The sequence below is a fragment of the Micromonospora sp. NPDC049836 genome (assembly GCF_044465125.1).
In the GTDB taxonomy this organism is placed as follows: Bacteria; Actinomycetota; Actinomycetes; order Mycobacteriales; family Micromonosporaceae; genus Micromonospora.
Window position 1 is genome coordinate 106,089 of sequence record NZ_JBITLH010000011.1, and the last position, 17,396, is coordinate 123,484.

General features: G+C 75.6%; 19 protein-coding genes. 11 read left to right on the forward strand and 8 right to left on the reverse strand.

Features of this window, described 5'->3' with window-relative positions:
• Positions 1-58: 58 nt before the first annotated feature.
• Together ACIBPB_RS26105 and ACIBPB_RS26110 are read left to right on the forward strand one after the other, a co-directional pair.
• On the forward strand, positions 59-958 hold the full coding sequence (locus ACIBPB_RS26105; protein ID WP_396842172.1) for an ABC transporter ATP-binding protein: 900 nt from the start codon (positions 59-61) through the stop codon (positions 956-958).
• Between the two features lie 16 nt (positions 959-974).
• Positions 975-1,874 (forward strand): ribokinase, encoded by a 900-nt coding sequence (locus ACIBPB_RS26110; protein ID WP_396842094.1) that lies wholly within the window; start codon positions 975-977, stop codon positions 1,872-1,874.
• A 46-nt stretch (positions 1,875-1,920) separates the two neighbouring features.
• On the opposite strand, the gene ACIBPB_RS26115 is transcribed toward ACIBPB_RS26110, so the two are convergent.
• Positions 1,921-2,889 carry a helix-turn-helix domain-containing protein gene (locus tag ACIBPB_RS26115; protein ID WP_396842095.1) on the reverse strand — a complete coding sequence of 323 codons (969 nt, stop codon included), beginning with the start codon at positions 2,887-2,889 and terminating at the stop codon, positions 1,921-1,923.
• Positions 2,890-2,960: 71 nt separating this feature from the next.
• Here ACIBPB_RS26115 and ACIBPB_RS26120 point away from each other — a divergent pair, with 71 nt between their 5' ends.
• Complete coding sequence (locus tag ACIBPB_RS26120; protein ID WP_396842096.1) at positions 2,961-3,413, forward strand: rhodanese-like domain-containing protein; 453 nt, start codon at positions 2,961-2,963, stop codon at positions 3,411-3,413.
• Positions 3,414-3,427: 14 nt separating this feature from the next.
• Here ACIBPB_RS26120 and ACIBPB_RS26125 read toward each other — a convergent pair whose 3' ends face one another.
• Together ACIBPB_RS26125 and ACIBPB_RS26130 are read right to left on the reverse strand one after the other, a co-directional pair.
• Complete coding sequence (locus ACIBPB_RS26125; protein ID WP_396842097.1) at positions 3,428-4,213, reverse strand: hypothetical protein; 786 nt, start codon at positions 4,211-4,213, stop codon at positions 3,428-3,430.
• A gap of 85 nt (positions 4,214-4,298) precedes the next feature.
• Positions 4,299-4,784 carry a DUF6232 family protein gene (locus ACIBPB_RS26130; protein ID WP_396842098.1) on the reverse strand — a complete coding sequence of 162 codons (486 nt, stop codon included), beginning with the start codon at positions 4,782-4,784 and terminating at the stop codon, positions 4,299-4,301.
• A 155-nt stretch (positions 4,785-4,939) separates the two neighbouring features.
• On the opposite strand from ACIBPB_RS26130, the gene ACIBPB_RS26135 reads away from it, so the two are divergent.
• Positions 4,940-5,374: a nuclear transport factor 2 family protein gene (locus ACIBPB_RS26135; RefSeq protein WP_396842099.1), complete on the forward strand. Its 435-nt coding sequence runs from the start codon at positions 4,940-4,942 to the stop codon at positions 5,372-5,374.
• Here ACIBPB_RS26135 and ACIBPB_RS26140 read toward each other — a convergent pair.
• A complete protein-coding gene (locus tag ACIBPB_RS26140) occupies positions 5,317-5,826 on the reverse strand; it encodes a DUF6232 family protein (protein WP_396842100.1) in 510 nt (169 codons plus the stop codon). The genes ACIBPB_RS26135 and ACIBPB_RS26140 overlap by 58 nt on opposite strands.
• 140 nt (positions 5,827-5,966) lie before the next feature.
• On the opposite strand from ACIBPB_RS26140, the gene ACIBPB_RS26145 reads away from it, so the two are divergent.
• From ACIBPB_RS26145 to ACIBPB_RS26160, 4 genes are all read left to right on the forward strand, one after another.
• Positions 5,967-6,740 (forward strand): enoyl-CoA hydratase/isomerase family protein, encoded by a 774-nt coding sequence (locus ACIBPB_RS26145; protein WP_396842101.1) that lies wholly within the window; start codon positions 5,967-5,969, stop codon positions 6,738-6,740.
• A 110-nt stretch (positions 6,741-6,850) separates the two neighbouring features.
• The gene (locus ACIBPB_RS26150; protein ID WP_396842102.1) at positions 6,851-8,473 is read left to right on the forward strand and encodes an acetolactate synthase; all 1,623 of its coding nucleotides are present in this window, start codon (positions 6,851-6,853) and stop codon (positions 8,471-8,473) included.
• A 154-nt stretch (positions 8,474-8,627) separates the two neighbouring features.
• On the forward strand, positions 8,628-9,593 hold the full coding sequence (locus ACIBPB_RS26155) for an ATP-binding cassette domain-containing protein (protein WP_396842103.1): 966 nt from the start codon (positions 8,628-8,630) through the stop codon (positions 9,591-9,593).
• Positions 9,590-10,402, forward strand: a complete 813-nt coding sequence (locus tag ACIBPB_RS26160; RefSeq protein ID WP_396842104.1) for an ABC transporter permease — start codon at positions 9,590-9,592, stop codon at positions 10,400-10,402. The genes ACIBPB_RS26155 and ACIBPB_RS26160 overlap by 4 nt, the downstream gene beginning before the upstream one ends.
• Here ACIBPB_RS26160 and ACIBPB_RS26165 read toward each other — a convergent pair.
• Genes ACIBPB_RS26165 through ACIBPB_RS26180 form a run of 4 tightly spaced genes read right to left on the reverse strand, consistent with a single transcriptional unit; the run spans position 10,386 to position 14,962 of the window.
• Positions 10,386-13,814 (reverse strand): AfsR/SARP family transcriptional regulator, encoded by a 3,429-nt coding sequence (locus tag ACIBPB_RS26165; protein ID WP_396842105.1) that lies wholly within the window; start codon positions 13,812-13,814, stop codon positions 10,386-10,388. The genes ACIBPB_RS26160 and ACIBPB_RS26165 overlap by 17 nt on opposite strands.
• A gap of 38 nt (positions 13,815-13,852) precedes the next feature.
• Positions 13,853-14,260 carry a PLD nuclease N-terminal domain-containing protein gene (locus ACIBPB_RS26170; RefSeq protein ID WP_396842106.1) on the reverse strand — a complete coding sequence of 136 codons (408 nt, stop codon included), beginning with the start codon at positions 14,258-14,260 and terminating at the stop codon, positions 13,853-13,855.
• Positions 14,261-14,288: 28 nt separating this feature from the next.
• Positions 14,289-14,588, reverse strand: coding sequence for a DUF202 domain-containing protein (locus tag ACIBPB_RS26175; protein ID WP_396842107.1), 300 nt, complete (start codon positions 14,586-14,588; stop codon positions 14,289-14,291).
• Positions 14,585-14,962 carry a YidH family protein gene (locus tag ACIBPB_RS26180; RefSeq protein ID WP_396842108.1) on the reverse strand — a complete coding sequence of 126 codons (378 nt, stop codon included), beginning with the start codon at positions 14,960-14,962 and terminating at the stop codon, positions 14,585-14,587. The genes ACIBPB_RS26175 and ACIBPB_RS26180 overlap by 4 nt, the downstream gene beginning before the upstream one ends.
• Positions 14,963-15,012: 50 nt before the next feature.
• Between ACIBPB_RS26180 and ACIBPB_RS26185 the strand changes: the two genes are divergently transcribed.
• From ACIBPB_RS26185 to ACIBPB_RS26195, 3 genes are all read left to right on the forward strand, one after another.
• The gene (locus ACIBPB_RS26185) at positions 15,013-15,810 is read left to right on the forward strand and encodes a GNAT family N-acetyltransferase (RefSeq protein ID WP_396842109.1); all 798 of its coding nucleotides are present in this window, start codon (positions 15,013-15,015) and stop codon (positions 15,808-15,810) included.
• Positions 15,811-15,812: 2 nt separating this feature from the next.
• Positions 15,813-16,217, forward strand: coding sequence for a hypothetical protein (locus ACIBPB_RS26190; RefSeq protein ID WP_396842110.1), 405 nt, complete (start codon positions 15,813-15,815; stop codon positions 16,215-16,217).
• 390 nt (positions 16,218-16,607) lie between these two features.
• On the forward strand, positions 16,608-17,387 hold the full coding sequence (locus ACIBPB_RS26195; RefSeq protein WP_357317487.1) for an electron transfer flavoprotein subunit beta/FixA family protein: 780 nt from the start codon (positions 16,608-16,610) through the stop codon (positions 17,385-17,387).
• Positions 17,388-17,396 lie beyond the last annotated feature (9 nt).

Below are 17,396 nucleotides of genomic sequence, written 5' to 3' on the forward strand. Positions count from 1 at the left end.
GCGATCGGGCATCAACGACCTCCCGGGCGAGGTGAGCAACGGCATGGCGACCCACCATATGGCGGCGACGCCGCCCGTGGGGGGCACCTCGCGGGCTGCGTGGTTGGATGGGGCGGTGACTGGTGACCTGATCCCCGGCGCCGCCGGTGCCCCCGCCGCCCCCTCGCACGTGGACGCGGATCTGGTGGTCAGCCTCGACGGGGTCGGCGTCAAGCGCTCCGGCACCGCGCTGGTGCGCGACGTCGACTGGCGGGTCGAGCTGGACGAGCGCTGGGTGGTGCTGGGCCCGAACGGGGCCGGCAAGACCACCCTGCTCAACCTCGCGGCCGGCCGGCTGCACCCGACCACCGGGACCGCGTACGTGCTCGGCGAGCGGATCGGCCGCACGGACGTCAACGAGTTGCGGACCCGGATCGGCCTCTCCACCGCCACCCTGGCCGAGCGGATCCCCGCCGACGAGCGGGTCGCCGATGTGGTGGTCACCGCCGCGTGGGCCGTCGTGGGCCGCTGGCGGGAGAACTACGACCGCGCCGACGAGGCCCGCGCGCACGCGCTGCTGAGCCAGCTCGGCATCGGCCACCTCGCCGACCGGGCCTACGGCACGCTGTCCGAGGGGGAACGCAAGCGGGTGCAGATCTCCCGGGCCCTGATGACCGACCCCGAGCTGCTGCTCCTCGACGAGCCGGCCGCCGGGCTCGACCTGGGCGGGCGCGAGGACCTGGTCGCCCGGCTCGCCGAGCTGGCGTACGACCCGGACGCCCCGGCCCTGGTGCTGGTCACCCACCACGTCGAGGAGATCCCGCCCGGCTTCACCCACGCGCTGCTGCTGCGCGAGGGCGGGGTGGTGGCCCAGGGCCTGCTCACCGAGACCCTCACCGCCGACAACCTGTCGAAGACCTTCGGCCTGCCCCTGGTCGTCGAGCGGGCCGGCGAACGCTGGACCGCCCGGGCCGCCTGAGCCGACGGAGGAACACGTGCGGCAGACCCGGGTGGCCGTGGTGGGCAGCGCCAACATGGACCTGGTCGGCACCGCCCCCGCGCTGCCCCGGCCGGGCGAGACGGTGCTGGGCAGCGAGTTCGTGATGCTCCCCGGCGGCAAGGGCGCCAACCAGGCCATCGCCGCGGTCCGGGCCGGCGCGTCCTGCGTCTTCCTCGGCGCCATCGGGTCGGACGCCTTCGGGGTGACCCTCAAGGCACGGATCACCGCCGCCGGCGTGGACACCAGCCAGCTCCGGGTGGTCTACGGCGCCTCCGGGGTCGCCCTGGTCCTGGTCGGCGCCTCCGGCGAGAACGCGATCCTGGTCACCCCCGGCGCGAACGGCGCGTTCACCGGCCTCACCGCGCCCGAGCTGGCCGCCGTACGCGAGGCGGACGTGCTGGTCGCGCAGCTGGAGGTGCCGGTCGAGACGGTGACGGAGGCAGCCGTCGCGGCCCGCGCGGCCGGCACCCGCGTGGTGCTCAACGCGGCGCCCGCCCGGCCGGTGCCGGCGGAACTGCTGGCCGCCGTGGACCTGCTGGTGGTCAACGAGACCGAGGCGCAGACGCTGACCGGCCGCGGCTGGGACGAGCCGACCGCGCTGCTGGAGCTGGTGCCCCGGGCGGTGCTGACGCTTGGCGGCGCCGGCGCCGGGTACGTCGACCGGGACGGCACGGTCGTGCACGTGCCGGCGGTGACCGTGGACGTGGTCGACTCGACCGCCGCCGGGGACGCGTTCACCGCCGCCCTCGCCGTGGCGTGGGGCGAGGGGCGCGAGCTGCTCGACGCGGTGCACTGGGCCGCCGCGGCCGGGGCGGCCTGCGTCCGCCGGCTCGGCGCGTCGGTGGCGCTGCCCAGTCGGGCCGAGATCGACCAGCTCTACGTCCCGAGGGCCTGACCGGCCTGACCGGCCTGACCCGGAGCCGCCCGGCCGGCCCGATCCGTCAGGCCGCGCCGGCCCGGAACGCCCGCCGGTACGCCGACGGCGCGGTCCGCATCGCCCGGCCGAAGTGGTGCCGGTAGGTGACCGGGCTGTCGAACCCGACGGCGGCGGCGATCTCCGCCACCGGCGCGTCGGTCGTCTCCAGCAGGGCCAGGCTGGCCCGGACCCGCTGGTCGAGCAGCCAGCGGATCGGGCTGGTCCCGGTGGCCCGGGCGAAGTGGCGCAGGTAGCTGCGGGTCGACATGTGCGCGTGCCGGGCCAGCGCCGCCACGGTCAGCGGCTCGGCCAGGTGCCGGACCGCCCAGGCCATGCTGGCCGAGATCCGGTCGTCGTCCGGGTCGACGCTCACCGGCGCCTCGATGAACTGGGCCTGCCCGCCGTCCCGATGCGGCGGGATGACCAGCCGGCGGGCCACCGCGTTGGCCACCGCCGCGCCGAGGTCGCGGCGGACCACGTGCACGCAGAGGTCCAGCCCGGCGGCGCTGCCGGCGCTGGTGAGGATGTCGCCGTCGTCGAGGTAGAGCACGTCCGGGTCGACGGTGACCGCCGGGTGGCGGCGGGCCAGCAGGTCCGCGTACCGCCAGTGGGTGGTGGCCCGCCGCCCGTCGAGCAGACCCGCCCCGGCCAGGGCGAACGCCCCGGAGCAGATGGACATGAGCCGGGCGCCCCGGCGGTGCGCCCGGCGCAGCGCGGCCACCAGCTCCGGCGACGGGTCGGCGGTCACGTCGGGCACCCCGGGCAGGATCACCGTGCCGGCCGCCGCCAGCTCCGCCAGGCCGTACGGGGTGTGCAGGGCGGCGCCGCCGACCACCGGCACCGGCCCGGGGCGCTCCGCGCAGACGGTGAGCCGGTACCACTCGACGCCCAGCTCCGGCCGGGGCAGCCCGAAGACCTCGGTGACGATGCCGGTCTCGAAGACGGACATCCCCGGGTAGGCGAGCACCGCCACGCTCCGGTCCACGGCAGCCATGGCGGGATGTTAGCGGTGGCCGGCGATCACGCCACTCCCAGGGCCGGCGGGACGAGCCGCAGGATCGAGGCATGACCTTCGACGTACCGCCGGCCGACCCGGCCACCGCCGCCGCCCACTTCCTCGCCCGGCTCAGCTTCGAGACCGACGTCAGCGACGTGCACGCCGCCCTGGAGGCGGGCCGGCCCGGCCTGGTGGTGGTCGACTCGCGGGGCGACGCGGCCTGGCGGCAGGGACACCTGCTGGGGGCCGTGCACCTGCCCACCGCGCAGATCGCCGCCCGGGCCGCGGCGGTGGTGCCGCCCGGATCGACCGTGGTCACCTACTGCTGGGGGCCGGGCTGCAACGGCGCGACCCGGGCCGCGCTGGAGTTCGCCCGGCTCGGCTGGCCGGTGCGGGAGATGATCGGCGGCTTCGAGTACTGGGCCCGCGAAGGGCTGCCGGTGGTCACCCCGGAGGGGACCGTGCGCCGCCCGGTGGACGCGCTGACCGCGCCCCGCTCGGCCGTGGCCTGCGACTGCTGACCGGGCGGCCCCGCTCAGGTGGCGGCGACGTCGCGGTCCGGCTCGTCGGTCAGCCGCTCGCCGCGGCGGCGCAGCATGCCGAGGCCGGGGATGCCCGCCACGGCCAGCTTGAGGTCGCGGGTGACGTCGAGCAGGTCGTGCAGGTCCGGGCCGACCCGGTCCAGGGTGGCCAGGATCGGCAGCACGTCCGAGGTCAGGTGCTCCTTGAGCTTCGGCAGCTCGTCGACGAACCGGATCGCGGCGGTCACCTCCTCCGGGCTGAGCTGCTCGATGAAGCGGGCCGCCATCGGCGCGGCCCGGCGTAGCGCCGGCTCGTACGCCGCCAGCAGTTCGGTGGCGGTGCCGGCCGCCTGCTCGGCGGCGACCACCGTGCCGGCGGCCCGCCCGGCGACCGCCTCGACGTCGGCGACCACCACCCCGGCCGTACGCGCCACCCGCTCGGCCTCGCCGACCACCACGCCGGCGGCGGCGGAGACCCGCTCGGCCTCGCCGACCACCACGGCGGCGGCCGCGGCGACCTCGGTCGCCGTACCGATCGCCTCGGTCGCGGCGGCGCTGATCACGGCGACCTCCCGGACCGCCCCCTCCGCGTCGGTGAGCACCCGGTCGGTGCGGTCGAGCGTCTCCTCGATCCGGTCGACCACCCCGTTGATCCGGCGCAGCAGCGCCTCCACCTCGTCGAGCACGGCGAAGGCGCGCGCCGGTACGCCGGCGAACGCGGCGGCCGAGCCGAGCGCCTGGTCCAGGGCGGAGCGGGTGAGGCCGACGACGGCGCCGGGCCGGGGGAGGGGAATCGCCATGCCCACCAGTGTGCGTGGTCCCGGCCAGCGCCGCCGGGTGGCGGGGTGCGGCGGCGGCCACACCCGCCCCGACCCGGAGGCGAGGTCAGGGCCGGAGTTCACCCTGCTGTTCGATCGCCCGCTGCACCGCCCGGTAGATCTGCCCGAACCGCAACGCGTCCGGCGTACGCAGCAGCAGCACCTCCTGCCCGTGGTGCTGCACCCACAGCTCGTGCACCCGGCTGCCCCGCTCGTAGGAGCGGTCGAGCCAGCCGAGCGGCAGCTCCAGGAACGGGATGAGCACCAGCCCGACCGCCACGAACGCGCCCAGGACGAGCAGGGCCAGCTTCCAGTTGCCCCGGTCCTGGGCGGCCCAGGCCAGCGAGAGCACGCAGACCAGGGCGACCAGCGGCGGCAGCGACAGGAGCAGGACCAGCACGCCCCGGCCGAGGACCCGGCCCCGCACCGCCAGGGTGGTCGCGCCGCGCGCGTGCCAGACGTACCCGACGTCGGCGAGCCGGACCACGTGGCCGCCGGCGCGGATGGCCTCGGAGGTGACCTGTACGGCGTCGTCCCGGTAATAGAGGACCATCACTAAGCCTAACCACCCGACTTCAAGCCCCCTCTTGCGATTTCCGGCGGCTTGGGGGCGGTGCAGCGGGGGTGGCGCAGGGTGAGGGCGGTGCAGGGTGGGGGCGGCGGGGCGTGGAGCGGCGTGGCCGACCTGGCCCGGGTAGCGTCGCCGGCATGGCGGAGCGGGGCGGGGCCGGGACGGTCGGGAGCGAGCAGGAGCGCAACGTCGAGGTGGTTCGGCGGTATCTGCGGACCTTCGTCACCAAGGATCTGGCCGAGCTGGCCGAGGTGGTCGCCGAGGACGTGGAGATCTACGGTTCCGGCACGGCGGTACGCGGCCGGCGCTACCCCGAGGCGGCGGTCTCCTCGCCCGGGCTCACCGTGCTCGACCAGGAGATCCGGGAGATCTTCGCCGCCGAGGACCGGGTGGTGGTCTCGCTGGCGCAGACGTACCGGCGGGACGCGACGGGCGCCACCACGGTGCAGAGCGCCTGCAAGATGTACCGGCTGGCCGGCGGGCGGATCGTGCAGTTCTGGGGCGAGCAGGACACCTACGGCCTGCTGCGCGGCCTGGGTCTGCTGCCGGACGCGCCGATCACCTTCGACTGAGGCGTGTGCTCCATCGCCCGCTGCATGGCCCGGTAGATCTTGCCGAACCGCAGCGCGTCGTGGGTCTGCAGCAGCCGCACCGGCTGCCCGCGCCAGCGCGCCCACATCTCCAGCTCCCGGCTGCCCCGGGCGTAGGAGCGGTCCAGGCGCTCGAAGAGCACGTCGGCGAGCGGGCCGACGCCGAGGCCGATCAGCACCGAGGCGCCCACGATGGCGATCGTGACCACGGCGGAGCGGTGCAGCCAGACGGCCAGCCCGATGCCGAGCACGGCGGCCACGAGCGGCCCGGCCAGGGCGGCGCCGACGGCGCCCCGTCCGGCGAGCACCCGCCAGGAGCGGCCGCCCCGCCGGTGCCACACCATGCCCAGCTCGGCGAGCGGGTAGGTCCGGCCGTCGACCCGCAGCGCGGTGGAGGTCACCTGCACCGCGCGATCGTCGTAGTAGGTGGTCATGGCCTCACTCCGGGTGTCGCGGCTGCGACAACTCCAGCTGACGCCGGGCAGCGACCCGGAGCCGTCGATACCACACTGTCTACCCCAACGAGCCGGGTCGTAAGGTTGGCACGCGACTTCGACGAGGAAGTGAGGGCAGCGTGGGCGAGCTGGTCAGGCTGGAAGTGAAGGACGGCATCGGCACCATCCGGCTGGAGCGGCCGCCGATGAACGCGCTCAACACCCAGGTGCAGGAGGAGTTGCGCGCCGCCGCGGCCGCGGCCACCGCCGACGCCGAGGTCCGCGCGGTCATCGTGTACGGCGGGGAGAAGGTCTTCGCGGCCGGCGCGGACATCAAGGAGATGGCCGACATGTCCTACGTGGACATGGCGGAGCGGGCCGCCGACCTGTCCAGCGCGCTCGGCGCGATCGCCCGGATCCCCAAGCCGGTGGTCGCCGCGATCACCGGATACGCCCTCGGTGGCGGCTGCGAGCTGGCCCTCGCGTGCGACTGGCGGATCGTGGCCGAGGACGCCAAGCTCGGCCAGCCCGAGATCAAGCTTGGCATCATCCCGGGTGCGGGTGGCACCCAGCGGCTGGCCCGGCTGGTCGGCCCGGCCCGCGCCAAGGACCTGGTCATGACCGGCCGGATGGTCGACGCCCAGGAGGCCCTGCGGATCGGCCTGGCCGATCAGGTGGTCCCGGCCGCCGAGGTCTACCAGGCGGCCGTCGCCTACGTGACGCCGTTCCTGACCGGCCCGGTGCAGGCGCTGCGGGCCGCCAAGCTGGCTGTCGACGGCGGCCTGGACATGGACCTCAACTCGGGCCTGGCCTGGGAGAGCCAGCTCTTCGCGGCGCTCTTCGCCACCGAGGACCGGCGCGAGGGAATGGTCGCCTTCGTCGAGAAGCGCAAGCCCGGCTTCACCGGCCGCTGAACCGCGTTCCCGGGTCGGCGGCGCCACCCCGCCGTCGACCCGAGAGCTGTTCACATCTCGCCTACCGGCCAGTAGCGTGTGACTCCGGTCCTGGACGAAGGGGAGTGACCATGACGGAACGGGTCGAGGGGCACGGCGGGGAGCTGGCGCTGGCGGCGTTGCGCGCGCACGGCGTACGGGAGATGTTCACCCTCTCCGGCGGGCACGTCTTCCCGCTCTACGACGCGGCGCACCGGACCGGCTTCCCGATCTACGACGTCCGGCACGAGCAGTCCGCGGTCTTCGCCGCCGAGGCGGTCGCCAAGCTCCAGCGCCGGCCCGGCCTGGCCGTGCTCACCGCCGGCCCCGGCGTCACCAATGGCGTATCCGGCCTGACCAGCGCCTACTTCAACGCCTCCCCGGTGCTGGTGCTCGGCGGGCGGGCCCCGCAGTTCCGCTGGGGCTCCGGCAGCCTCCAGGAGATGGACCACCTGCCGCTGGTCGCCCCGGTCACCAAGCACGCCGAGACCGTGTTCGGCGCCGACGACATCCCGCGCGCCGTGTCCGCGGCGCTGACCACGGCGCTCACCCCGCACCGCGGCCCGGTCTTCCTCGACTTCCCCCTCGAGGCGGTCTTCTCCGTCGGCGACGCCGAGCTGCCCGCGGTCACCCCGGTCGCCCCGATCGAGGCCGACCCGGAGGAGGTCACGAAGGCGGCCCGGCTGATCGCCGCCGCGTCCCGCCCGGTGATCATCGCCGGCTCCGACGTCTACGCGGGCGACGCGGTCGACGCGCTGCGGGTCGCCGCCGAGTCCCTCCAGGTGCCGGTCTTCACCAACGGCATGGGCCGGGGCGCCCTGCCGCCGCAGCACCCGCTCGCCTTCGCCAAGGCCCGCCGGGTCGCGCTCAAGGGCGCCGACGTGGTCGTGGTGATCGGCACCCCGCTGGACTTCCGGCTCGCCTTCGGCGACTTCGGCGACGCCCAGGTGGTGCACGTGGTCGACGCGCCGAGCCAGCGCGCCGGGCACGTCACACCCGCCGCCGCCCCGGCCGGCGACCTCCGGCTGATCCTCACCGCCTTCGCCGAACACCCCGGCGACCGGGCCGACCACGCCGGCTGGATCGCCGAGCTGCGTACCGCCGAGGACGCCGCGAAGGCCCGCGACGCCGAGGCGATGGCCGCCGACTCCGACCCGATCCGCCCGGCCCGGGTCTACGGGGAGCTGCGCAAGGTGCTCGCCCCCGACGCGATCACCATCGGCGACGGCGGCGACTTCGTCTCGTACGCCGGGAAGTACCTGGAGCCGGCCCAGCCCGGCACCTGGCTCGACCCCGGCCCGTACGGCTGCCTCGGCACCGGCCTGGGGTACGCCATGGGCGCCCGGGTCAGCCACCCGGACCGGCAGATCTGCGTGCTGATGGGTGACGGCGCGGCCGGGTTCTCGCTGATGGACGTCGAGTCCCTGGCCCGGCAGCGGCTGCCCGTGGTCATCGTGGTCGGCAACAACGGCATCTGGGGGTTGGAGAAGCACCCGATGCGGGCCATGTACGGCTACGACGTCGCCGCCGACCTCCAGCCCGGCCTGCGCTACGACCGGGTGGTCGAGGCGCTCGGCGGGGCCGGCGAGACGGTGGAGAAGGCCGCCGACCTCGGTCCGGCCCTGACCCGCGCCTTCGACGCCGGCGTGCCGTACCTGGTCAACGTGCTGACCGACCCGGCCGACGCGTACCCCCGGTCGTCGAACCTGGCCTGATCTCGACACCGCGACCGCCGTCGCCGGGTGACCGGCGGCGGCGGTCGCGTCGTTCTGCCCGCGGCCTAAATCAGCGGAATGTCAGCGGCTGTCGCCGTAACGTCAGCGCCGTCGCTCATCGTGGGGTGACCAGCGAGAACGACAGGAGTTGTCGATGACATACGCGATCCGCGCGGAGGGTCTGGTGCGCCGCTTCGGCGCGACCACCGCGCTGGCCGGGGTGGACCTGGTGGTCCCCACCGGGACGGTGTTCGGGCTGCTCGGGCCGAACGGCGCGGGCAAGACCACCGCCGTCCGGGTGCTGGCCACCCTGCTCGCCGCAGACGAGGGGCACGCCACCGTCGGCGGGTACGACGTGCGCCGCGAGAGCCACCGGGTGCGCCAGCTGATCGGTCTCACCGGCCAGTACGCCTCGGTGGACGAGAACCTGACCGGCACCGAGAACCTGCTGCTGATCGGCCGGCTGCTCGGGCTGTCCCGGGCCGACGCCCGGACCCGGGCCGGGCAGCTGCTCGCCGACTTCCAGCTCACCGACGCCGCCGCCCGGGCGGCCAAGACCTACTCCGGTGGCATGCGCCGCCGCCTCGACCTGGCGGCCAGCCTGGTCGGCCGGCCGCAGGTGCTCTTCCTCGACGAGCCGACCACCGGCCTCGACCCGCGCAGCCGCAACGAGCTGTGGGACATCGTCCGCACCCTGGTCGCCGAGGGGGTGACCGTGCTGCTGACCACGCAGTACCTGGAGGAGGCCGACCAGCTCGCCGGCGAGATCGCCGTGGTCGACCACGGCCGGGTCATCGCCCAGGGCACCCCCGAGGAGCTGAAGGCGAAGGTGGGCGGGCAGGTGCTCGCCGTCCGGCCGGCGGACCCGGCCGACCTGCCCACGGTGCTCGCCGTCGCCGGCGAGGTGGCCCGGGCCACCCCGGAGGTGGCCAACCAGACCGTCACCGTCGGGGTCAGCGACCCGGAGGTGCTGCCCGCCGTGGTCCGCCGCCTCGACGACGCCGGGGTACGCGTGGCCGAACTGGCCCTGCGCGGCTCCAGCCTCGACGAGGTCTTCCTCTCCCTCACCGGCCACCGGGCCGAGGAGGACACCCCGACCCTGGAAGGAAGCCCGGCATGAGCACCCTCACCGCCACCGCGTCCCCGGTCGCGCCGGCCCGCAGGCCGGGGCTGCTCGCCGGCGTGCGGCACACCCTCACCCTGGCCTGGCGCAGCCTGGTGCAGATCAAGCACAACCCGATGGAGCTGCTCGACCTGAGCGTGCAGCCGGTCATGTTCGTGCTGCTGTTCACCTACGTCTTCGGCACGGCGATCTCCGGCTCACCCGGGACGTACCTGAAGTTCGCGCTGCCCGGCATCATCGTGCAGACCGCGCTCTTCGCCACCATGACCACCGGGTTCGGGCTCAACCAGGACCTCACCAAGGGCGTCTTCGACCGGCTCCGCGCGCTGCCGGTGGCGCGCTGGGCGCCGCTGGCCGGCCGGATCGTCGCCGACACGGTCAAGCAGGCCTGGTCGCTGGCGCTGCTGCTCGGGGTCGGCATGATCCTCGGGTTCCGGCTCGGCAACGGCCCGGCCGGGCTGCTCGGCGCGCTGGTCCTGCTGCTCGTCTTCTCCCTCGCCGCCTCGTGGATCTCGGTGCTGGTCGGCGTACTGGTCAGCGAGCCCGACAAGGTGCAGATCTTCGGTTTCACGGTGATCTTCCCGCTGACCTTCACCAGCAACGTCTTCGTGCCGACCGACCAGATGCCGACCTGGTTGCAGCACTGGGTGGAGGTCAACCCGGTGACGATCCTGGCCGACGCGCTGCGCGGGCTGCTGGTCGGTGGGCCGGTAGCCGGCCCGGTCGGGCAGTCGCTGCTCTGGGCCGCCGGGATCCTGCTGGTGTTCGCGCCGCTGTCGGTGCGGGCGCTCAGCCGCCGAGTGTGACCCGGACCGCCTCCGCGGCGGTCTCCAACCGGTAACCCAGCCCGCCCGCGTACGCCTCGGCGAAGCCCGCCTCGCCGAGCGCGGCGCGGGCGGCGGCCTCCACCGCCGGGCGGTCCAGGATGGCGTGGTCCGGGCCGCCCCGCACGCCGCTCGCCGCGCCCAGCAGCGCGGCGGCGGCGGCCGGGCGGCCCAGCCGGACCGCCAGGTCGGCGTAGCCGACCAGCACCGCGCCGACGACCGGGGCGTCCTGCGAGCCGAGGGCCAGCTCCAGCGCCCGGTCGTGCTGGCCGCGCGCGCCGACCAGGTCCCCGTCGAGCGCGTCCAGCATGGCCAGGCTGGTGGCGTGCAGCGCGCGCCACTGCGGCGCGACGTGCCGGTCGCCGATCAGCCGGAAGCTCTCCCGCAGGCAGTCCCGCGCCCGGGCCCGGTCGCCCTGGGCACGCAGCACCTCCGCCCGGCCGAGGGCGACCGCCGCCCGGGTCTCGTCGGAGCCGCCGCGTTCCGCCTCCCGCGCGGCCCGGGACAGCACCGCCAGCGCCCGGCCCCGATCGCCGCGCCGCCACAGGTTGTGCGCCAGGCGCAGCCGCATCTCCGGTACGTCGTCCCGGACCCCCAGTTCCTCGAAGTAGCCGAGCGCCTCCTCGTGGAACGGGGTGGCCCGGGCCGCCTCACCCCGCCGGTCCAGCAGGTCGGCCAGCGAGGTGAGGCCGAACGACATGCCCCAGCGGTCCCCGACCGCGCGGTAGTGGTCGAGCCCGACCCGCAGGTCCACCTCGGCCGCCTCGTCGGGCAGGCCCGCGTTCAGCATCGTGTGCGCGTGGAACATCCGGGCGGTGCCGGCCACCCACGGGTCGGGGTCGGCGAAGAGCGCGGTGAGCTCGTCCGGGATTCGCGGCGGCAGCCCGCCGCGGAACGCCGCGACGACCAACCCGACCAGCCGCAGCACCGGATGCCGCGACTCGTGGCCGACGGACAGCTCCGCCGCCTGCTCCAGCCAGGCCATGCCGGTGGGCAGGTCGTTGTGGGTGGAGACCAGGTTCAGCGCCGCCAGGGTCAGGGCCACCGCGAGCCGGTCCGGGGCGGCCCGGTCGGCCAGCCCGGGCAGCGCGAGGACCTGCGCGGCCAGCTCCGCGCCCTCGGCCCGCTGACCGCTGAGCCACCAGTACCAGCCGAGCGCGGCGGCGTACCGGACGGCGACCGGGGCATCCCCGGTGGCGACGGCGTAGCGCAGGCCGGCGTGCAGGTTGTCGTGGTCCGCGGCGAGCCGGCGCAGCCAGTCGAGCTGGGCGCCGGTACGCAGTCGCGGCTCGGCGGTCTCGGCGAGCGCCAGGTAATCCATCGCGTGCGCGCGCCGCAGCCGCTCGGCCTCGCCCGCCTCGACCAGCCGGGCCAGCCCGTACTCCCGGATGGTCTCCAGCATCCGGTACCGCGGCTCGGCGCCGCCCGCCACCACCAGCGACTTCTCCACCAGCGCGGCGAGCCGGTCGAGCACGTCGGCGACGGCTGCCGGTGCGGCCCCGTCGGTCGCCCCGGCGGCAGTTCCGCCGGGCGTCCGGTCGGCCGTGCCGGCGGGCGGGTCGGCGGGCGGGCCGACGGCCGTCCCGGCGGGTGGGTCGGCGCAGACCCGCTCGATCGCGTCCAGGGTCGCGCCGCCGGCGAAGACGGCCAGCCGCCGCCACAGCGCCCGTTCCCCGCCGTCCAGCAGGTCCCAGCTCCAGTCCACCACCGCGCGCAGCGTCTGGTGCCGGGGCAGCGCGGTCCGGCTGCCGCCGGTGAGCAGCCGGAACCGGTCGTCCAGCCGGGCGTCGACCTGCGCCGCGGTCATCCCGCGCAGCCGGGCGGCGGCCAGCTCGATGGCGAGCGGCATGCCGTCCAGGGCGCGGCAGATCCGCACCACCGGGCCGACCGTGCCGCCGTCCACCGCGAAGTCCGGGCGGGCCGCGCCGGCCCGGTCGGCGAAGAGCCGCACCGCCGGGTACGCCAGCGCGGTCGCCGGGTCGGCGTCGGCCGGCGGCAACGCCAGCGACTCGACCGGACACAGCGCCTCGCCGGTGACGCCCAGCGGCTCCCGGCTGGTGGCCAGCACCCGTAGTCCCGGCCCGGCGGTGAGCAGCCGTTCGGCCAGCGCCGCCGCCGCGTCGAGCAGGTGCTCGCAGTTGTCCAGCAGGAGCAGGGCGGTCCGGCCGGCGAGCGCCTCGACGAGCCGGTCGACCGGCTCGGCCGGTTCGGGAACGCCGCGCCCGGCGCGGGCCAGCAGCGCGTGTTCGCGCAGCCCCAGCGCGGCGAGAACGGCCGGCGGCACCTCGGCCGGGTCGGTGACCGGGGCCAGTTCGACCAGCCACACCCCGCCCGGGAAGCGCCCGGCCACCGCCCGGCCCGACTCCACGGCCAGCCGGGTCTTGCCCGCCCCGCCCGGGCCGGTGAGCGTGGCCAGCCGGTGCCGGTCGAGCAGCGCGGCGACCCGCGTCACCGCCTCCTCCCGGCCGACGAAGCTGGTCAGGGTGGCGGGCAGGTTCCCGGCCGCGGGCGACGGGTGGGCCGGGACGGTCGGCGGGGCCGGGTCGGCCGGGGCGGTCGGCGGGGCCGGGTCGGCCGGGGCGGTCGGCGGGGCCGGGTCGGCCGGGGCGGTCGGCGGGGCCGGGTCGGCCGGCGCGGGCGCCGGGTCGGCTGGGGCGGCGGGCGGCGTGCCGCGGAGGATCTCCAGGTGCAGGGCGGCCAGCCCGGGTCCGGGATCGGTGCCGAGGGTGTCGGCCAGGGCGGTGCGCAGGCGGCCGTACTCGGCCAGCGCCTCGGCCGGCCGGCCGGCCCGGTGCAGGGCCCGGATCAGCAGCTCGGCCAGGCGTTCCCGCAGCGGGTGGGCGGCGGCCAGCTCGCGCAGCTGCGGCAGCAGGGCCGCGGGCGCCTCCGCGGTGGCCAGGCCCGCCTCGACCAGGTCCTCGGTGGCGGCCAGCCGCAGCTCGGTGAGGCGGGCCACCGGAGCCCGGGCGAAGTCGGCGTCGGCCACGTCGGCGAGGGCCGGCCCCCGCCACAGCGCCAGCGCCTCGGCGAGTTGCCGGCGCCCGCCGGCCGGGTCGGCGGCGAGCCGGGCCCGCCCGGCCAGCACGGCGGTCTCGAACCGGTGCAGGTCGACCTCGTCCGGCGCGACCGCCAGCCGGTAGCCGCCGGCCCGGGCCTCCACGGGCAGCCCGGGCGCGGCGCGGCGCAGCCGGGAGACGAGGGCCTGCAACGCGTTGGCGGGGCCCGCCGGGGGGTCGCCCGCCCAGACCTGGTCGGCCAGCCGCCCGACGGTGACCGTGCGCCCCGGCTCCAGCGCCAGCAGGATCAGCAGCCGGCGCAGCCGGGCGCCGCCGACCTCGACCGGTGTGCCGGCGTCGGTGCGCAGCTCCAGGGGCCCGAGCAGGTTGATCCGCACGGCGTCGATTCTGCCCGCCCGGGGCACGCCGGCGGCGCTCAGACCTCCGGCCGGTCCCGGTCGTCGGTGCGGCGGCGCAACTCCTCCTCGCGGCGGCGCAGGTCCGCCTCCCACTGGCGGAGCAGGTCCTGGTCGTCGCGGCGGGCCTGCTCCTTCAGCGCGGCCAGGAACTCCGGGTCGTCGTCCGGCGCGACCGGCCGGCGGCGCTCGGTTTCGGCGAAGCCGTTCCCGACCGGCCAGGCGGTACGGGGACGGCGCCCGGCCGGCTCCCGCCCGGCGACGAACCAGGCGATCGACCCGACCAGCGGGAAGAACAGGATGATCAGCACCCAGGCGACCCGCGGCAGGGCCCGGATCTCCCCCTCCTCGGCGGAGAGGCAGCTGATCAGGGCACAGATGGCGAGCACGACCTCGGCGAGGAAGAGAAGCCCGTACAGGCGAACCATGCCGGCCATCATGGACCACCGGTGCCGGTCAGCGCAGCCCGCTCAGCACGTGCAGGACGCCGAGCAGGGCGGACCCGGCGGCGGCCAGCGCGGTGAGCGGGAGCGCCCAGCGCGGCGCGCGGCGCAGCCCGGTGCCGGTGGCCGGGCGCCAGGTGACCAGCAGGATGGCCAGCCAGCCGAGCACGGCCACCCCGCCCAGCAGCGCGTCCACGGTCCCGCCGGTGAGCGAGAGCCGCACCTCCAGCACGGTGACCGCGGTGAGCGAGAGCAGGGTGCGCCGCCAGGCCAACCGGGTCCGTTCCGGCTGCAGCCCGGGGTCGCGGGTCACCCGAGGGCCCGGGTCAGCACGGCGGCGACCAGCAGCAGCGCGCCGAGCGCCACGACCAGGGCGAGGATGGCCGGGAAGCGGGAGGCGGGCAGTTCCTCGCCCAGCCGGATCGCCCGCTCGGTCCGGGCCCAGTGGTCCACCGCCCGGATCGCCACGGCGGCCCCGAGCAGCAGCAGCGTGACGGCGATCACCTCACGCAGGTGTTCCAGGGCCAGCTGCGGCAGGAACTGCGCGGCGGCGAGCCCGCCGGCGATCAGCGCCAGCCCGGTCCGCAGCCAGGCCAGGAACGTCCGTTCGTTGGCCAGCGAGAAGCGGTAGTCGGGGGTGGTGCCGACCGACCGCAGCTCGCGCGGGTCGAACCAGCGTCTGATCATCTGCCACACGTCGTCGATTATCCGCTTTGCCCGGTGCCTAGCCTGAGGGGATGACCGATCTTGACGCGCGACGCCTGCGCGACGCCTATGACACGCAGATCCGACCCGAGCTGCCGGACCCGGTGTCGGCCGGGGTGATCATCGACCGGGACGGCCCGCTGTTCCGGGTCCTCAACCTGGACCGGGGTGGCTTCATCACGTACCGGACCCTGGACGGGCTGGCCGGCGCCGAGCTGGACGCCCTGATCGCCCGGCAGGTCGAGTTCTTCCGCGCCCGGGGCGAGTCGGTCGAGTGGAAGCTGACCGGCCACGACGAGCCGGCCGACCTGGGCGACCGGCTGCGCGCCGCCGGCTTCGTGCCGGAAGACCTGGAGACCGTCGTGGTCGGGCCGGTCGCGGCCCTGGCCGGCGCCGTTCCGGTCCTGCCCGAGGGGGTACGCCTGCGCGAGGTCACCGCCCGCGCGGACCTGGACCGGATCGCCGCCATGGAGGAGGAGGTCTGGCAGGCGGACCGGAGCCATCTGGTGACCGGACTGGCCAGGGAGATCGAGGCGGACCCGCAGTCGATCACGATCGTGGTGGCCGAGGCGGACGGCACCGTGGTGAGCGCGGGCTGGGTGCGCTACCAGCGGGGCACCGGCTTCGCCACCCTCTGGGGCGGCTCGACGCTGCCGCAGTGGCGGAAGAAGGGCATCTACCGGGCGCTGGTGGCGTACCGGGCGCGGCTGGCCGAGCAGCGCGGCAAGACCCTGGTGCAGGTGGACTGCTCGCCGGAGAGCCGGCCGATCCTGGAGCGGCTCGGGCTCGTTGCGGTCACCACCACCACCCCGTACGTCTACACTCCGTGATCATGGAACCGTTGACGGCGGACGAGCAGCTGACCCTCCGGACGGGCGCCTTCGGGGCCGTCTTCCTGGTCTCCAACGCCGAGCCCGGGATGCTGGCCATGGTGCGGGAGAGCATGGCCGCGTCCGGGGCGCTCGCCGACGCCAGCGGGGTGGTGCGGGCGGCGCTGACCACCGGGCCGCTGCCGCAGCTGCCCCGGGATTCCGCGCTGGAGGTCGAGGCGACCGTGCTGCCGGCGCTGGGCCGGGCGGTGCGGATCCTGCTTGCCAAGTCGCCGGGGGATGTCGCGGCGTACCGGTCGGTGGTGCTGGCCGCGGCGGACCGGGTGGCGCAGGCGCACCGCGGGGTGGCGCCGGCCGAGGCGGCGGTGATCGAGAAGATCAGGCAGGCGTTGGCCGAGCCGGCCTGACCGGCTCGCCCGACCAGAGCGCCCGGACGCTGGCGCGGACGCACCGGTCGCGCACCCGGCCGCAGGCGCACCGGTAGGTGTCCGGGATCATCCGGCGGCAGGCCCGGCGGGAGGCGGCGACAGCCTCGGCCGGGCCGCGCCGCCCGGCGCGGCGAGCAGAGTCGGACATATCCGTCACCTCCCTTTTCTGGCAGCTTACCCGGCGGCGCGGGCTCCGGTGAGCTGTGTCACTCTGGGGCTCGGGAGAGGCAATGCTACTTGCGGGTAACATTGCCCCCGTGGGCAACTGCACAGTTGCGCGCGGTTGACCGAACGTTAAGTCACGCGCGAGGCTGCGCCCGTGACCGGGCGAGAGATCGCTACACCAAACAGGAGGGTCGTCGAAGCGCGATGAACATCGTCGTACTCGTCAAGCAGGTGCCCGATTCGGGCGCGGACCGCAACCTGCGTGCTGACGACAACACCGTCGACCGCGGTTCGGCGAACAACGTCATCAACGAGATGGACGAGTACGCCATCGAGGAGGCGTTGAAGATCAAGGAGGCGCACGGCGGCGAGGTCACCATCCTGACCATGGGTCCGGACCGGGCGACCGAGTCGATCCGCAAGGCGCTCTCCATGGGGCCGGACAAGGCCGTGCACGTGGTGGACGACGCCCTGCACGGGTCCTGCGCCGTGACCACCTCGAAGGTGCTCGCCGCCGCCCTCGGTCAGCTGGGCGCCGACCTGGTGATCTGCGGCGCCGAGTCCACCGACGGCCGGGTCCAGGTCATGCCGCACATGATCGCCGAGCGGCTGGGCGTCGCGGCGCTGACCGGCGCGCGCAAGCTCACCGTCGACGGCGCCACCCTGACCGTCGAGCGGCAGACCGAGGAGGGCTACGAGGTGGTCACCGCCTCGACCCCGGCCGTGGTCTCCGTCTGGGACACCATCAACGAGCCGCGCTACCCGTCCTTCAAGGGCATCATGGCCGCCAAGAAGAAGCCGGTGCAGACGCTCGCCCTGGCCGACCTCGGGGTCGCGCCCGCGGAGGTGGGCTTCGACGGCGCCACCAGCGCCGTGGTCGAGCACTCCAAGCGCCCGCCGCGCTCCGGCGGCGCCAAGATCACCGACGAGGGCGAGGGCGGCGTCAAGCTGGTCGAGTTCCTCGCCACCGAGAAGTTCGTGTGAGAGGTCTGG

Bases quoted from the DNA above. Each gene is read 5' to 3' on its own strand.
- ACIBPB_RS26105 (WP_396842172.1), top strand. From the start codon at position 59: ATGGCGGCGACGCCGCCCGTGGGGGGCACCTCGCGGGCTGCGTGGTTG.
- ACIBPB_RS26115 (WP_396842095.1), bottom strand. From the start codon at position 2,889: ATGGCTGCCGTGGACCGGAGCGTGGCGGTGCTCGCCTACCCGGGGATG.
- ACIBPB_RS26120 (WP_396842096.1), top strand. From the start codon at position 2,961: ATGACCTTCGACGTACCGCCGGCCGACCCGGCCACCGCCGCCGCCCAC.
- ACIBPB_RS26125 (WP_396842097.1), bottom strand. From the start codon at position 4,213: ATGGCGATTCCCCTCCCCCGGCCCGGCGCCGTCGTCGGCCTCACCCGC.
- ACIBPB_RS26130 (WP_396842098.1), bottom strand. From the start codon at position 4,784: ATGGTCCTCTATTACCGGGACGACGCCGTACAGGTCACCTCCGAGGCC.
- ACIBPB_RS26135 (WP_396842099.1), top strand. From the start codon at position 4,940: ATGGCGGAGCGGGGCGGGGCCGGGACGGTCGGGAGCGAGCAGGAGCGC.
- ACIBPB_RS26140 (WP_396842100.1), bottom strand. From the start codon at position 5,826: ATGACCACCTACTACGACGATCGCGCGGTGCAGGTGACCTCCACCGCG.
- ACIBPB_RS26150 (WP_396842102.1), top strand. From the start codon at position 6,851: ATGACGGAACGGGTCGAGGGGCACGGCGGGGAGCTGGCGCTGGCGGCG.
- ACIBPB_RS26155 (WP_396842103.1), top strand. From the start codon at position 8,628: ATGACATACGCGATCCGCGCGGAGGGTCTGGTGCGCCGCTTCGGCGCG.
- ACIBPB_RS26160 (WP_396842104.1), top strand. From the start codon at position 9,590: ATGAGCACCCTCACCGCCACCGCGTCCCCGGTCGCGCCGGCCCGCAGG.
- ACIBPB_RS26170 (WP_396842106.1), bottom strand. From the start codon at position 14,260: ATGGTTCGCCTGTACGGGCTTCTCTTCCTCGCCGAGGTCGTGCTCGCC.
- ACIBPB_RS26180 (WP_396842108.1), bottom strand. From the start codon at position 14,962: ATGATCAGACGCTGGTTCGACCCGCGCGAGCTGCGGTCGGTCGGCACC.
- ACIBPB_RS26185 (WP_396842109.1), top strand. From the start codon at position 15,013: ATGACCGATCTTGACGCGCGACGCCTGCGCGACGCCTATGACACGCAG.
- ACIBPB_RS26190 (WP_396842110.1), top strand. From the start codon at position 15,813: ATGGAACCGTTGACGGCGGACGAGCAGCTGACCCTCCGGACGGGCGCC.
- ACIBPB_RS26195 (WP_357317487.1), top strand. From the start codon at position 16,608: ATGAACATCGTCGTACTCGTCAAGCAGGTGCCCGATTCGGGCGCGGAC.